Below are 13,630 nucleotides of genomic sequence, written 5' to 3' on the forward strand. Positions count from 1 at the left end.
GCTCAGTACGCGCTGTCGACGTTGTCCATGGTGCCGTAGCGGTCGGCCGCGTAGTTGCAGGCGGCGACGATGTTGGCGACCGGGTCGTACAGGTCCTTCTTGGTGCCCGCCACGTGGTAGCGGTCGAAGGTCGGCTGGATCACCTGGAGCAGGCCCTTGGACGGGATGCCGTTCTGGGCGTTGATGTCCCAGTTGTTGATGGCCCAGCGGTTGCCGCTGGACTCCCGGATGATGTTGCGGTGGATCCCCTCGTAGGAGCCGGGGATGCCTTCCTTCTTCATGATCGCCATGGCCTCGCGGATCCAGCCGTCCAGGTTGTTCGCGTAGACGGGCTTGCGCGGGGTGGAGCGGTTCGCGGCCTCCGTGCCGCGCTTCTTCGCGTCCGCCTTGGCCTTGGCGGCCTTGTCCTTCGCGTCGGCGGCGGCCTTCGCCTTCGCCTTGGCGTCCGCGGCGGCCTTGGCCTTCGCCTCGGACGCGGCCTTCGCCTTCGCGGCGGCGGCCTTGGTCTCGGCGGCGGCCTTCGCCTTGGCGGCGTCGGCGGCCTTCACCAGCTGCTCGGCGGTGGAGTGCTGCTCCAGCATGCTGTTCTGCACGGTCTTGGCCTGGGCGGAGCCCGCGGCGCTGGTGAAAGCCACGGGCGCGGCGGCGGCCGCCGCCTGCGGGGCGATCTCGGCCTCGGCGTTCGACGGGACGAGCGAGAAGGTCAGGGCGGCGACTCCGAGGGCCGACACACCGGCCACGGAGATCTTCTGGACCTTGTTCAGACGACGGACACGGCTGGGTATGCGAGTCGCAGACATGTAGGGCTACCTCTTCGAATGCTCAGGGTGTCCTCACGGAGGACGAGACCGGAGGCGGTGATGCGTACCTCCGTCGGGGACGAGAGCAATTCTTAGCGGCAGCAAAATCGTGTGGCAAAGGTGTGACGTACGAAGGTGAGTAGTGGAACAGGGTCCTGTTCGTCCAGATTGACCCCTCCCCGTTCCTGCTCAAATCGCCCTTATGTGCCCACTAGGCGCGTTCGTAAGTGACGTAGGCCCTATGCCTGGGCTCACATCGGCGACGTGGCGGTCTCACCGCTCGTTGCTAGCGCAATTCGGAGCGTCACGTTCCTCATCCGGCAGGATGAGGTGGACGTCCCCGAACTCGTGCCAGAGGTACCGCTCCCGCAGCGCCGCCTCGTACCCACGGCGCAGCGCCTCGCGCCCCGCCACCGCCTCCAGCATCAGCAGATGCGAGGCCTCCGGCTCGTGCAGCCCGGTCAGCAGCCCGTCCACCACCCGCACACCCCGCCGCGGCGTCACCACCAGCTCCGTCCACCCCCCGGCCGGGCGGACCACCCCGTCGTCCCCGGCCGCCGACTCCAGCGCCCGCACGGCCGTCGTCCCCACCGCGATCACCCGCCCGCCCGCCGCACGGTCCCCACCCCGCGCCGCCCGCACCGCGTTCACCAGCCACGCCGACGCCGCCGGCACCGCGAACCGCTCCGGGTACGGCGGCTCGTGCGCCTCCGCCGAAGCCACCCCCGTATGCAGGGACAGCGGAGCGAACAGCACCCCCCGACGCACCAGCTCCGCCACCAGCGCTGCCGTGAAGGGGCGCGCGGCACTCGGCATCTCCGCCGAACCGCTCCCGTCGGGCGAGGGCGCCGCGAACACCGTCCGATACGCCGACAGCGGCTGATCCCGCTCCGTGTACCCGTACCGGATCGGCCGCCCGTACCGCCGCAACAGCTCCGGCACCGGCTCCGGCGTCCGCGCCCACCACAGCCGGGCCCCCGCCGCGGGCCCCAGCGGCTCCTCCAGCACCAGGGCCCGTCCGCCCGGCAGCCGCACCACCGCCCCCGCGGGCCCGCCCGGACGCGGCCCCGTGACCCCCGCCCCGCCGGGGGCCCGCAGCTCCACCGCCCACCGCCCGTCGGCACCCCGCGTCGAGAAGTGCACGACGACCCGCTCCCCGCCCACCCGCCCGTTCACGGCGGCGGGCAGCGTCATGGACGTGTTCACCACCAGCACGTCCCCGGCCCGCAACTGCCCGGGCAGCTCCCGGAACGCGTGGTGCGACACCGCGCACCCGCGCGACACGAGCAGACGTACGTCGTCACGCCCCGAACCCCGCTGCTCGGCCGGCACCCGGGCCGACAGAGTGGCGGGCACCCGCCACGCCACCGGGCCCCCCGGCCCGCCGCCCCCGGCCCACAGCCGCGCGGCTCCGTCGGTCGGGCTCTCGCCCGTCGCCGGCGGACCGGGCCGCGGCACGGGCACATCGGTCGGGCTCTCGCCCGTTCCCGCGGAGCCGGGGCCCGGCGCGCCGGTACGCGCCCCGTTCGTCGGCACTCCGTCCGGGCCGGGCGCGTCCGTCCCACCCCGGCACCGCTCCCGCGCGCTCACCGCGGCCCCCCGCCCGGCCCGGCCGGCCCCTCCAGCAGGGCCGGAGCGGCGAACCGCCCGCTGGCCGGCCGCTCCCGCACCAGCCGCAGGAACGCGGGCGCCACGCTCTCCGGCGTCGGCCGCACCTCGTCCGCCTCCTCCGGAACCGCCGCGGCGTACAGGTCCGTCGCCATGTCACCCGGGTCGACGGCCCACACCCGCAGTCCGGGCTCCTCCTCGCCCAGCACGGCCGCCAGCTGGTCCAGCGCCGCCTTCGACGCCCCGTAGCCGCCCCACGTCGGGTAAGGCTCCGCCGCCGCGTCCGAGCTGATCACCACCACCGCCCCCGCCTCCGCGGCCCGCAGCGACGGCAACGCCTCCTGCACGAGACCGAGCGCCGCCACCACATTCGTCTCCAGCGCCCGCCGCAGCCCCTCCAGCGGCAGCGCGTCCAGCCGGACCAGCGGTTCCGCGCCCAGCACGCTCGCGTTGCTCACCAGCAGGTCGAGGCCGCCCAGCGCACCGGCGGCCGCCACCAGGTCCGCCCGGTGCGCCGCGTCCGTGACGTCCCCCGGCACCGCCACCACCCGCGTCCCGAACCGCCCGCGCAGCTCCCGCGCCGTGTCCTCCAGCACCCCGGCGGTCCGTGCGTCCAGCACCAGGTCCCACCCCTGCCCGGCCAGCGCCCCCGCCAACGCGCGCCCCAGCCCCTTCGAACCACCCGTGATCATCGCGACCGGCATGGTGACCGTCCCCTTCGCACCCTCGGCGTCCGCCGGGAAGCCCCGGCGAATCCACCGTAGGAAGCCCCGGCCGCACCGCGCCTCGCCCGGGAGCCGCAGGCGCCCCCGGTACTTCGGCGTAGGTCCCGAGCAGTCCTACGACCTTCGGCCGAGAGGCCCGCCGCCCGGACCTAGGCCGCCCGCACACCGGCCACCGACCCCGGCCCGATACGACCGCGCGGCCCCCGCCGGTACGGTGATCCCATGAGTCATCGCCCACCGTCGGGCCTCGCCGCGGTGAGTGCCGCGCTCCTCGCCATGAGCCGGCACCTCGAAGTGGGCGACGTCCTCAAGACGATCGTCGCCTCCGCCCGTGAACTGCTCGACGCCCAGTACGCGGCCCTCGGCGTCCCTGACGACCACGGCGGCTTCGCCCAGTTCGTGGTCGACGGCGTCAGCGACGAACAGTGGAAGGCCATCGGCCCGCTGCCCCGCCAGCACGGCATCCTCGCCGCGATGCTCCACCAGGCGAAGCCCGAACGGCTCGCCGACGTCCGCGAGGACCCCCGCTTCGAGGGCTGGCCCGACGCCCACCCCGACATGTCCGACTTCCTCGGTCTGCCCATCACGGACGGCGACGAGATCATCGGAGCGCTGTTCCTCGCCAACAAGCTGTGCCCCAAGCCCGAGGGCGGCTGCGGCTTCACCGCCGAGGACGAGGAGCTGCTCCAGATCCTGGCCCAGCACGCCGCGATCGCGCTCACCAACGCCCGCCTCTACGAGCGCAGCCGCGAGCTGACCATCGCCGAGGAACGCTCCCGGCTGGCCCACGAACTGCACGACGCGGTCAGCCAGAAGCTGTTCTCGCTCCGCCTCACCGCCCAGGCCGCCACCACCCTGGTCGACCGCGACCCGGCCCGCGCCAAGGGGGAACTCCAGCAGGTCGCCGCTCTCGCCGCCGAGGCGGTCGACGAGCTGCGGGCCGCCGTGGTGGAACTGCGGCCCGCCGCACTCGACGAGGACGGACTCATCGCCACCCTCCGCACCCAGATCCAGGTCCTGGACCGCGCGCACGCCGCCGAGGTCGCCTTCGAGAGCTGCGGAGTGCGCGCGCTGCCCGCGGCCCAGGAGGAAGCGCTTCTCCGGGTAGCGCAGGAGGCCCTCCACAACGCCCTGCGCCACTCCGGCGCGGAGCGCGTGAGCGTCAGCCTCGCCCGACGCGGCGCCGACACCGTCCTGCGCGTCACCGACGACGGGAGCGGCTTTGACCCCACCGCCGTCCGGCGGGCGGGGCGCCACCTCGGCCTCGTCTCCATGCGCCACCGGGCGAACAGCGTCGGCGGTCGACTCACCGTCGCCTCGGAGCCCGGCAAGGGCGCCACGATCGAGATGGAGGTTCCCGGTGGCTGACAAGATCATCAGGGTGTTGCTGGTCGACGACCATCAGGTGGTCCGCCGCGGACTGCGCACGTTCCTGGAGGTCCAGGAGGACATAGAGGTCGTCGGCGAGGCGTCCGACGGCGCGGAGGGCGTGGCCCGGACCGAGGAGCTCCGCCCCGACATCGTGCTGATGGACATCAAGATGCCCGGCACCGACGGCATCGAGGCCCTGCGCCGCCTCCGGGAGCTCGACAACCCCGCGAAGGTCCTCATCGTCACCAGCTTCACCGAACAGCGCACGGTGGTCCCCGCCCTGCGCGCGGGAGCCTCCGGTTACGTCTACAAGGACGTCGACCCGGACGCCCTGGCCGGGGCGATCCGCTCGGTGCACGCCGGGCACGTCCTGCTCCAGCCGGAGGTCGCGGGAGCGCTGCTGGCCCAGGACGACGCGGGCACCGGCACCGGCCGTGGGAGCACGCTCACCGAGCGGGAACGCGAAGTCCTCGGCCTCATCGCGGACGGGCGTTCGAACCGCGAGATCGCCCGTGCGTTCGTCCTGTCGGAGAAGACGGTCAAGACGCATGTGTCGAACATCCTGATGAAGCTCGACGTGGCCGACCGCACCCAGGCGGCGCTGTGGGCGGTACGCAACGGGGCGGCGGGCTGACGTCGACGCCGCCGGGGTCCCGTCCGGACTGAGATTCATACTGTCGGGTGTATGTCACCCGAACGGCGCATCCTTCCGGGCCGCACGGCGTTCTCCAGGACGTGCTGCGGCGGCTTGCCGCAGCCTCTCTAGGAGGATCCTGAAGTGAAGAACCTGAAGAAGGCCGCCGCCGTCACCATGATCGCGGGCGGGCTCATCGCCGCCGGCACCGGAGCGGCCTCCGCCACCGGCCACAGCGGCGCCGACGCCCACGGCGTGGCCACCCACTCCCCGGGCGTCGTCAGCGGCAACCTCGCGCAGGTTCCCGTCGCGGTCCCGGTGAACGTGGTCGGCAACACGGTCAACGTGGTGGGCCTGCTCAACCCGGCCTTCGGCAACCTCGGCCTCAACCACTGACCCAAGCCCTCCCGAAAGCCGGACGCCCCTGCATCCCCCAAGGGCCCGTCCGGCTTTCGCCGTCCTACTCCAGCGGGCCCGGCACCCCACTCCGGCCGCCCCGGAACACCACTCCAGCGGGCCCCGCACCACTCCAGCCCGTCCGGCGCTTGAGGACGGAACCCTCGTGACCGAGTCCCCGAGCGCAAAGAGCGGCACGCCCAGGGGCCCCGAATCAGCCCGTCCGGCGCTTGAGGACAAAGGCCCGTGGCCCTACCGCCGAACCTCCCCGCCCTCCACGTACGCGTTGTACGCCGCCACCAGAGCCCGCCGAGCCACCCGCTCCACCGGCCGCAGCGCCTCCCCCCGCGCCGCGATCTCCGACGCGCTCACCGCACCGCCGTGCCCGTTCTCGTACGCCACCGAGACCAGCAGCCCCACCCGCTGCGCCATCTCCAGCACCCGCACCGCCCGCGGCGGATACCCGGGCGCCAGCACCTCGCGCCCCTGCTCCACCCGCGCCCGGTACGCGTCCACCGCGGCCTCCGCAACCGGCCCGGAACCGGCCACGTCCAGCCGCGACAGCACCGCCGTCGCGTCCCGCAACGCCTCCGCCAGCTCCCGCTCCGCCTCGCCCAGCGACGGCACGTCCGCGGGCGGCGCCTCCCGCACCGGCAGCACCCGCCACACCACCTCGACGTGCAGATCCCCGGCCGGCCCCGCCTCGGTGACCTCCGGCACCAGCCCGTACGGCACCCCGTACGCGACCACCGCCTCCTCCGCCTCCAGCGCCCGCGCGTTGAAATCGGGCGGACCGCTCAGCCCCAGCGGATGCCCCGGCACCGGCAGCGCTACCCGGAACCCGGTCGCCCCCAACCCCCTCAGCCGGCCGAGCGCCAGCGTGAGCCCGACCGGCCCCGCCTCACCCGGCAGTCCGTCGACGCGGTGCACCGCGTCCTCCCCGACAATCGCGAGGGCCGCCTCGTCCGGCGAGACGAGTCCCGCCAGAAGCGCGTTTCCCCAAGCGGCCAACAACCCTGAACGTGGTTCGACAAGCATGCCGACAGCCTAGGCAACGCCTGGGAACGGCCCTCACGCCTGAAGCACTCGCGCGGTGGCGTAGGTTTTCCCTGGGAGCCGTGCCCACCGGCACGCGACGATCGACGAGACTGCTTGGGGAGACAACGCGCCATGAGCGATGTACTGGAGCTGGTGGACGTATCCGTGGTCCGCGACGGACGCGCTCTGGTGGACGATGTCTCCTGGTCGGTCAAGGAGGGGGAGCGCTGGGTCATCCTGGGCCCCAACGGCGCCGGCAAGACGACCCTCCTCAACCTCGCCTCCAGCTACCTCTTCCCGAGCACGGGAACGGCCACCATCCTCGGCGAACAGCTCGGCGGCGTCGGCACCGACGTCTTCGAGCTCCGCCCCCGGATCGGCATGGCCGGCGTGGCGATGGCCGACAAGCTGCCCAAGCGCCAGACGGTGCTGCAGACGGTCCTCACCGCCGCGTACGGCATGACCGCCACCTGGCACGAGAACTACGAGGCCGTCGACGAGGAGCGCGCCCGCGCCTTCCTCGACCGCCTCGGCATGACCGAGTACCTGAACCGCAGGTTCGGCACGCTCTCCGAAGGAGAGCGCAAGCGCACCCTGATCGCCCGCGCCATGATGACCGACCCCGAACTGCTGCTCCTGGACGAGCCCGCCGCCGGGCTCGACCTCGGCGGGCGCGAGGATCTCGTACGCCGCCTCGGCCGCCTCGCCCGCGACCCCTTCGCCCCCTCCATGATCATGGTCACCCACCATGTCGAGGAGATCGCGCCCGGATTCACCCACGTCCTGATGATCCGCCAGGGCAAGATCCTCGCGGCCGGCCCCATGGAGACCGAGCTCAGCTCCCGCAACCTCTCCCTCTGCTTCGGTCTGCCGCTCATCGTCGAGCACACCGGCGACCGCTACACCGCCCACGGCCTCCCGCTCTCCTGACCGCCCCGCCGTGCGCCCCGCGCGCCCCACGTCCACCCGCAGCCCCAGGGGCGGCACGGCAGGAACGGAGCCCGGGGCGACCGGGCATGGCAACAGGCCACGGCAACAGGCCCTCGGCCCGCGATCGGCGGGCCGCTCACCGCAGTTGACCGCCCGTGCGCCCTGTCGGTGACGCGCCGACAGTCCTACGATGACCATGTGGACATCGACGCATGGGTGTGGTGGCTGATCGGCGCTGTGGGGCTGGGCATCCCCCTCGTCCTGACCGCGATGCCCGAATTCGGGATGTTCGCCGTCGGGGCGGTGGCCGCATCGGCCGTCGCCGCCCTCGGCGGCGGAATCGTCGCCCAGGTTCTGGTCTTCGTCCTGGTCTCGATCGCGCTGATCGCCGTCGTGCGCCCGATCGCCGCCAGACACCGGGCCGGACAGACCGGGCACGCCAGCGGTATCGACGCCCTGAAGGGGCGTCAAGCGGTCGTGCTGGAACGGGTGTCGGCCTCCGGGGGCCGCATCAAGCTCGCCGGTGAGGTCTGGTCGGCCCGCACACTCGACGCCGACCAGGTCTTCGAACCCGGCAGCCAGGTCGATGTCGTGGACATCGACGGAGCGACGGCCGTCGTCATGTGACCGAAGCGTGCACGGGGCGGGCCCCGGTCTGCCAGACTTGAAGTCGATCATGTCGATCATCATGAGAACCCGGACCGGCCCGCAACGCGCCGACCACCGGCCCCACATGAGGACCGACCCCGATCATCGCGATCCACCGGCCAACCGAAGGGCACGAGAGACACCATGAATTCGATCGTCATCGTTCTGATCATTCTGGTGGTGCTCGTCTTCATCGCCCTGATCAAGACGATTCAGGTCATCCCGCAGGCCAGTGCCGCCATCGTGGAGCGGTTCGGCCGCTACACCCGCACCCTGAACGCGGGCCTGAACATCGTCGTCCCGTTCATCGACTCGATCCGCAACCGGATCGACCTCCGTGAACAGGTGGTGCCCTTCCCGCCGCAGCCGGTGATCACCCAGGACAACCTGGTCGTCAACATCGACACCGTCATCTACTACCAGGTCACCGACGCCCGCGCCGCGACCTACGAAGTCGCCAGCTACATCCAGGCGATCGAACAGCTCACCGTCACCACCCTCCGCAACATCATCGGCGGCATGGACCTGGAACGGACCCTCACCTCCCGCGAGGAGATCAACGCGGCCCTGCGCGGAGTCCTCGACGAAGCGACCGGCAAGTGGGGCATCCGCGTCAACCGCGTCGAGCTCAAGGCCATCGAGCCGCCGACCTCCATCCAGGACTCGATGGAGAAGCAGATGCGCGCCGACCGTGACAAGCGCGCCGCGATCCTCACCGCCGAGGGCATCAGGCAGTCCCAGATCCTCACCGCCGAGGGCGAGAAGCAGTCCGCGATCCTGCGGGCCGAAGGCGAGGCCAAGGCCGCCGCCCTGCGCGCCGAGGGCGAAGCCCAAGCCGTCCGCACGGTCTTCGAGGCCATCCACGCCGGAGACCCGGACCAGAAGCTCCTCTCGTACCAGTACCTCCAGATGCTCCCGAAGATCGCCGAGGGCGACGCCAACAAGCTCTGGATCGTGCCCAGCGAGATCGGCGACGCCCTCAAGGGTCTCAGCGGCGCCTTCGGGAATCTCGGCGGCGGCATGCCCGGCTTCAACACCGGCGGCAACGGCGGCGGCAACGGCGGCGGCTCCATTCCCGCCCCGGTGGAGCGACGCGAGGAACCCCCGGTCTCCTGACCCGAAAGCCCTTTCGTGCATGATCAGTGAGGCCCCTCGACCTTCATGGCGGGGAGGCGTCACTGACCAACGAAGGAGATGGCCTTGTCCATCTGGGAAATACTCGCCGTCTTCGCGGCCGGCGTCGGAGCGGGCACGATCAACACGATCGTCGGCTCGGGCACGCTGATCACCTTCCCCGTCCTGCTCGCCACCGGCCTCCCGCCGGTCACCGCGACCGTGTCCAACGCGCTGGGCCTCATCCCCGGCTCCATCAGCGGGGCCATCGGCTACCGCAAAGAACTCGCCGGACAGCGCCGACGCATCCTCAAGCTGGGCGTCGGCGCGGCGATCGGCGGCCTCTGCGGGGCGACCCTGCTCCTCGCCCTGCCCTCCACCGCCTTCGAGACGATCGTCCCGGTCCTGGTCGCCCTGGCACTCGTCCTGGTGATCCTGCAACCACGCATCAGCAAAGCCGTCCAGCGCCGCAGGGAGCACACCGGCGCCACGCCCCGCACCGACGGCGGCCCGCTCCTGTTCACCGGCCTGATGCTCGCCAGCGTCTACGGCGGCTACTTCACCGCCGCCCAGGGGATCATCTACCTGTCGCTGATGGGCATGCTGCTCGACGACACGATGCAGCGCCTCAACGCCGTCAAGAACGTCCTGGCGGCCGTGGTCAACACCATCGCCGCGCTGTTCTTCCTCTTCGTCGCCGACTTCGACTGGACGGCCGTCGTCCTCATCGCGGTCGGCTCGGCCATCGGCGGTCAGATAGGCGCCAAGGTCGGCCGCCGCCTGAGCCCCACCGTCCTGCGCGCCCTCATCGTGGCCGTCGGCACGATGGCCATCGTCCAACTGCTGCTCCGCTGACACACGTGGGCCCGCCCCTTCACCTCAGGTTCAGGGACGGGCCCGCTGGTACACCACCCGACGTACGCCGACTACGCCGCCGCTGCCCGGTCCAGCCACTCGGGCAGCGCCGAGCGGTCGCCGGCCCCCATCGCCAGCAGCATCGCCTCGGCGGGGGAGGGGACGAACGGCTGCTTCAGCAGCGGCATCCCCGCCTGCTCCGGCGTCCGGGCGGCCTTGCGGTGGTTGTCCTCGGCGCAGGAGGCCACCGTGTTCAGCCAGGTGTCCTGCCCGCCCTGGGCGCGCGGCACCACATGGTCGACGGTGGACGCCCGCCGCCCGCAGTACGCGCACCGGTGCTGGTCCCTTATCAGCACCCCTCTTCTGGACCACGGCGCCTGTCTTCGGAACGGCACCCGTACGTACCGGCAGAGCCGGATCACCCGGGGCGCCGGAATGTCCACGGCGGCACCACGCATACGGAGCTCGGGATGCGACTGCTCGACGACGGCCTTGTCCGTCAGGATCAGGACCACCGCACGGTTGAGCGTCACTGTCGACAGCGGCTCGAAGCTCGCGTTGAGAACCAGCGTGTCACGCATCCTGCCCACCTCCCGTGTGCCGCCCGCCCCCTGGCAGGCCCGGATCAACTCTGGCTGGGCAGGCCGCGATGGACAACGCAATAAAAAATGCCCTGCTCTGATCTCTCCAAGACCAGAGCAGGGCAAACAGCGAACGAACTAATCGCCGGAGGGAGCCTCGTACTCACCGATCAGCTGAGCACGGCCCAGCGTGTGGAACCGAAGATTGAATCCGGCCACCGCGGGAGACGCGTCGCTGTCGATCCCGAGCTTCTCGGTGTCCACCGCGTACACGGTGAACACATAGCGGTGGTTCTCCCCGGGCGGCGGCGCGGCACCGCCGAAGTCCTTGGAGCCGTAGTCGTTACGGGCCTGGACGGCCCCGTCGGGGAGCCCCTCGAACGCTCCGCTGCCCGCGCCGGCCGGAAGCTCCGTCACCGAGGCCGGGACATCGAAGAGCACCCAGTGCCAGAACCCGCTGCCCGTAGGGGCATCCGGGTCGAAGCACGTGACGGCGAAACTCTTGGTCCCCTCGGGGAAACCCTCCCACCGCAGCCGCGGCGAAGTGTTCCCGCCCGCAAGCACCTGGGCATCGCCCAGCACGGCCCCCGGCGCCAGGTCGTCGCTCACCACGGTGAACGCCGCAACCTCCGGATGGAAGTCGTGCGGCAGCGGGGCCCTCTTCGGCTCGGTCACGTCTCGCACCTCTCCTGATCGGTTCGTCTGCCTTCCCACCCGACCTTAGGGGGCGGTGCCGTCCCCTAAGGTCTTTCGTTTGGATCATGTCGGGCTCGCGGGGTCCGGTGCGCGCATCTGCGGCGTTGTCGTCGGTCGCCCATGCTCCGCAGTGACTCCCTCCTCCGCCTTGCAGTTGCACGCACCGGACCCCGCTCCCTGATCCGACCTGATCCAAACGAAAGACCCTAGAGCCAGTTGCGCTGTCCGCCGACCTGGGCGAGCCACTGGTTGAGGTAAGCGGCCCAGTCGGTCTGCTGGTAGTCGTGCAGCCCCACCTTGAACGCACGGTAGGAATCGCTGCCCTCGCTGAACAGCCCCGGCTTCTTGTCCATCTCCAGGACGACGTCCATCTCGCGGTCATCGGCGACGAACGTCAGCTCCACCTGGTTCAGACCGCGGTACTGCGTCGGCGGCACGAACTCGATCTCCTGGTAGAACGGCAGCCGCTGACGCGTACCGCGGATGTGACCGCGCTCCATGTCCGCGCTGCGGAAGCCGAAGCCAAGCTGCCGGAAGGCGTCCAGGATGGCCTCCTGCGCCGGCAGCGGGTGCACGTTGATCGGGTCCAGGTCACCGGAGTCCAGCGCGCGGGCGATCTCCAGCTCGGTGGTCACCCCGATGTTCATCCCACGCAGCTGCTGGCCGCCGAACATGGTGATCGGCGTCTCCCACGGGATCTCCAGGCCGAACGGCACCACGTGCACCGCGCCCGCCTGCACCTCGAAGGCGCCCCCGAGACTCAGCTTGGTGAACTCGATGTCCTGCTTGGTCTCCTGGTCCCCGCCCTCGACCTCGACCCGCGCCTGGAGGCCGACGGAGAGCCCCTCGATCTGCTGGGCGACCGAACCGCCCTGGATCCGCACCTCGCCCTGGACGACCCCACCGGGGACGACGTTCACCTCGGTGAGCTCGGTCTCCACCGAGGCACCGCCGGCACCCATGCTCGCGAGCAGCCGCTTGAAGCCCATAGTCACTCCTTCTAGGTTCTGACCCCTACATACGCGCCACGACGGTAGCCGGTTCCCGTCCGCGTGATCCCAGTACCCTCGGTCGCCATGACCAAGACCCCGGACCGCGCCCCTCTGACACGAGAGTTCTTCGACCGCTCCGTACTGGAAGTGGCCCCCGACCTCCTGGGCCGCACGCTCGTCCGCCGCGGCGCGGCGGGCACGATCGAGCTACGCCTGACCGAGGTGGAGGCGTACGCGGGCGAGGTCGACCCCGGATCGCACGCCTTCCGGGGCCGCACCGCGCGCAACAGCGTGATGTTCGGTCCGCCCGGCCACACGTACGTCTACTTCACGTACGGGATGTGGCACTGCCTCAACCTGGTCTGCGGCCCGGAAGGCCGTGCGAGCGGAGTGCTGCTCCGGGCGGGCGAGATCAACGTCGGCGCAGGCCTGGCCCGCGACCGACGCGTCTCGGCCCGCAATGACAAGGAACTGGCCAAAGGCCCGGCCCGCCTCGCCACCGCCCTCGATGTCGACCGGGACCTCAACGGCAGCGATCTCTTCGGCGGCCGCGCCCCGGCCCTGTCCGTACTGCACGGCACCCCGCCGCCGCGTGACCTCGTACGCAGCGGCCCCCGCACAGGCGTGGGCGGTGACGGAGCCCACCAGCCGTGGCGCTTCTGGATCGAGGGAGACCCCACGGTGAGTCCGTACCGAGCCCACGCACCGCGCCGCCGACCGAGCGGCAAGGCGACTTGACGCACCCTCGGCAGACGCCTAATGTAGTCCGAGCCGCTTGACACGGGTACAGCTCTCGGCACAGTCCATCGGACCGGACCGAGCCACTCGAAGCGGCCAAACCACTACCTACGACTCACCCTGGCGGGTGCGAATTCGGCATGCCCGTAATTCGCCCTATCGACTCGATTATGAGTTGCCAAGAGGATCCGCTAACGTAGTGAACACGCCGAAAGGCAAGGCCGCCCCGCTGGCCACCGGAAATCAAATTCGGACCGGAAACGGACCGGAAAAGAGTCTGGTAAAGTCGGACTCGCCGGAAAGGGAAAACGCGAAAGCGAAGGACCTGGAAAGCGAGATGCGAGACCCGCTTCGACCGGGAATCGGACACGAAAGAGTCTGATAGAGTCGGAAACGCAGGACAGCAAGATAAAGCAGTAAACGAAGGGAAGCGCCCGGAGGGCCCCGGTGATACGGGACCGAAGGAAGCGTCCGTTCCTTGAGAACTCAACAGCGTGCCAAAAGT

The 13,630-nt window shown here is 71.0% G+C and carries 15 protein-coding genes; 8 read left to right on the forward strand and 7 right to left on the reverse strand.

Going from position 1 to position 13,630, the window contains the following annotated elements:
* Positions 1 to 2 precede the first annotated feature (2 nt).
* From ACIRJT_RS38295 to ACIRJT_RS38305, 3 genes are all read right to left on the reverse strand, one after another.
* A complete protein-coding gene (locus tag ACIRJT_RS38295) occupies positions 3 to 800 on the reverse strand; it encodes a transglycosylase SLT domain-containing protein (protein WP_403919119.1) in 798 nt (265 codons plus the stop codon).
* Positions 801 to 1,073: 273 nt separating this feature from the next.
* Complete coding sequence (locus ACIRJT_RS38300) at positions 1,074 to 2,156, reverse strand: S-adenosylmethionine:tRNA ribosyltransferase-isomerase (RefSeq protein ID WP_403919122.1); 1,083 nt, start codon at positions 2,154 to 2,156, stop codon at positions 1,074 to 1,076.
* Between the two features lie 230 nt (positions 2,157 to 2,386).
* On the reverse strand, positions 2,387 to 3,112 hold the full coding sequence (locus ACIRJT_RS38305) for an SDR family NAD(P)-dependent oxidoreductase (RefSeq protein ID WP_403919125.1): 726 nt from the start codon (positions 3,110 to 3,112) through the stop codon (positions 2,387 to 2,389).
* 243 nt (positions 3,113 to 3,355) lie between these two features.
* Here ACIRJT_RS38305 and ACIRJT_RS38310 point away from each other — a divergent pair, with 243 nt between their 5' ends.
* The 3 genes from ACIRJT_RS38310 to ACIRJT_RS38320 all read left to right on the forward strand — a co-directional run bounded on the left by ACIRJT_RS38310 (position 3,356) and on the right by ACIRJT_RS38320 (position 5,534).
* Complete coding sequence (locus ACIRJT_RS38310; protein ID WP_403919128.1) at positions 3,356 to 4,501, forward strand: GAF domain-containing sensor histidine kinase; 1,146 nt, start codon at positions 3,356 to 3,358, stop codon at positions 4,499 to 4,501.
* Positions 4,494 to 5,138: a response regulator gene (locus tag ACIRJT_RS38315; RefSeq protein WP_403919131.1), complete on the forward strand. Its 645-nt coding sequence runs from the start codon at positions 4,494 to 4,496 to the stop codon at positions 5,136 to 5,138. Before ACIRJT_RS38310 ends, ACIRJT_RS38315 begins: the two co-directional genes overlap by 8 nt.
* A 144-nt stretch (positions 5,139 to 5,282) precedes the next feature.
* Positions 5,283 to 5,534, forward strand: coding sequence for a chaplin family protein (locus ACIRJT_RS38320; RefSeq protein ID WP_403919134.1), 252 nt, complete (start codon positions 5,283 to 5,285; stop codon positions 5,532 to 5,534).
* 252 nt (positions 5,535 to 5,786) lie between these two features.
* On the opposite strand, the gene ACIRJT_RS38325 is transcribed toward ACIRJT_RS38320, so the two are convergent.
* Entirely contained in the window at positions 5,787 to 6,572 is a 786-nt protein-coding gene (locus ACIRJT_RS38325) for a hypothetical protein (RefSeq protein ID WP_403919137.1), read from the reverse strand.
* Between the two features lie 132 nt (positions 6,573 to 6,704).
* Here ACIRJT_RS38325 and ACIRJT_RS38330 point away from each other — a divergent pair, with 132 nt between their 5' ends.
* The 4 genes from ACIRJT_RS38330 to ACIRJT_RS38345 all read left to right on the forward strand — a co-directional run bounded on the left by ACIRJT_RS38330 (position 6,705) and on the right by ACIRJT_RS38345 (position 10,118).
* Positions 6,705 to 7,502 (forward strand): ABC transporter ATP-binding protein, encoded by a 798-nt coding sequence (locus ACIRJT_RS38330; protein WP_403919140.1) that lies wholly within the window; start codon positions 6,705 to 6,707, stop codon positions 7,500 to 7,502.
* A 198-nt stretch (positions 7,503 to 7,700) separates the two neighbouring features.
* The gene (locus tag ACIRJT_RS38335; RefSeq protein ID WP_403919143.1) at positions 7,701 to 8,129 is read left to right on the forward strand and encodes an NfeD family protein; all 429 of its coding nucleotides are present in this window, start codon (positions 7,701 to 7,703) and stop codon (positions 8,127 to 8,129) included.
* A 165-nt stretch (positions 8,130 to 8,294) separates the two neighbouring features.
* The gene (locus ACIRJT_RS38340; protein ID WP_403919146.1) at positions 8,295 to 9,266 is read left to right on the forward strand and encodes an SPFH domain-containing protein; all 972 of its coding nucleotides are present in this window, start codon (positions 8,295 to 8,297) and stop codon (positions 9,264 to 9,266) included.
* A gap of 78 nt (positions 9,267 to 9,344) precedes the next feature.
* The gene (locus tag ACIRJT_RS38345; RefSeq protein ID WP_371622716.1) at positions 9,345 to 10,118 is read left to right on the forward strand and encodes a sulfite exporter TauE/SafE family protein; all 774 of its coding nucleotides are present in this window, start codon (positions 9,345 to 9,347) and stop codon (positions 10,116 to 10,118) included.
* Between the two features lie 71 nt (positions 10,119 to 10,189).
* On the opposite strand, the gene ACIRJT_RS38350 is transcribed toward ACIRJT_RS38345, so the two are convergent.
* From ACIRJT_RS38350 to ACIRJT_RS38360, 3 genes are all read right to left on the reverse strand, one after another.
* Positions 10,190 to 10,699 (reverse strand): HNH endonuclease, encoded by a 510-nt coding sequence (locus ACIRJT_RS38350; protein WP_069756287.1) that lies wholly within the window; start codon positions 10,697 to 10,699, stop codon positions 10,190 to 10,192.
* Between the two features lie 138 nt (positions 10,700 to 10,837).
* Positions 10,838 to 11,374, reverse strand: a complete 537-nt coding sequence (locus tag ACIRJT_RS38355; RefSeq protein WP_403919150.1) for a YbhB/YbcL family Raf kinase inhibitor-like protein — start codon at positions 11,372 to 11,374, stop codon at positions 10,838 to 10,840.
* 227 nt (positions 11,375 to 11,601) lie between these two features.
* Positions 11,602 to 12,384: a sporulation protein gene (locus ACIRJT_RS38360; protein ID WP_403919153.1), complete on the reverse strand. Its 783-nt coding sequence runs from the start codon at positions 12,382 to 12,384 to the stop codon at positions 11,602 to 11,604.
* An 87-nt stretch (positions 12,385 to 12,471) separates the two neighbouring features.
* On the opposite strand from ACIRJT_RS38360, the gene ACIRJT_RS38365 reads away from it, so the two are divergent.
* Entirely contained in the window at positions 12,472 to 13,125 is a 654-nt protein-coding gene (locus ACIRJT_RS38365; RefSeq protein WP_403919156.1) for a DNA-3-methyladenine glycosylase, read from the forward strand.
* Positions 13,126 to 13,630: the final 505 nt, after the last annotated feature.

This window comes from Streptomyces sp. NPDC102283 (genome assembly GCF_044766265.1).
Lineage (GTDB): Bacteria > Actinomycetota > Actinomycetes > Streptomycetales > Streptomycetaceae > Streptomyces.

Bases quoted from the DNA above. Each gene is read 5' to 3' on its own strand.
- ACIRJT_RS38295 (WP_403919119.1), bottom strand. From the start codon at position 800: ATGTCTGCGACTCGCATACCCAGCCGTGTCCGTCGTCTGAACAAGGTC.
- ACIRJT_RS38305 (WP_403919125.1), bottom strand. From the start codon at position 3,112: ATGCCGGTCGCGATGATCACGGGTGGTTCGAAGGGGCTGGGGCGCGCG.
- ACIRJT_RS38310 (WP_403919128.1), top strand. From the start codon at position 3,356: ATGAGTCATCGCCCACCGTCGGGCCTCGCCGCGGTGAGTGCCGCGCTC.
- ACIRJT_RS38325 (WP_403919137.1), bottom strand. From the start codon at position 6,572: ATGCTTGTCGAACCACGTTCAGGGTTGTTGGCCGCTTGGGGAAACGCG.
- ACIRJT_RS38330 (WP_403919140.1), top strand. From the start codon at position 6,705: ATGAGCGATGTACTGGAGCTGGTGGACGTATCCGTGGTCCGCGACGGA.
- ACIRJT_RS38340 (WP_403919146.1), top strand. From the start codon at position 8,295: ATGAATTCGATCGTCATCGTTCTGATCATTCTGGTGGTGCTCGTCTTC.
- ACIRJT_RS38345 (WP_371622716.1), top strand. From the start codon at position 9,345: ATGGCCTTGTCCATCTGGGAAATACTCGCCGTCTTCGCGGCCGGCGTC.
- ACIRJT_RS38350 (WP_069756287.1), bottom strand. From the start codon at position 10,699: ATGCGTGACACGCTGGTTCTCAACGCGAGCTTCGAGCCGCTGTCGACA.
- ACIRJT_RS38360 (WP_403919153.1), bottom strand. From the start codon at position 12,384: ATGGGCTTCAAGCGGCTGCTCGCGAGCATGGGTGCCGGCGGTGCCTCG.
- ACIRJT_RS38365 (WP_403919156.1), top strand. From the start codon at position 12,472: ATGACCAAGACCCCGGACCGCGCCCCTCTGACACGAGAGTTCTTCGAC.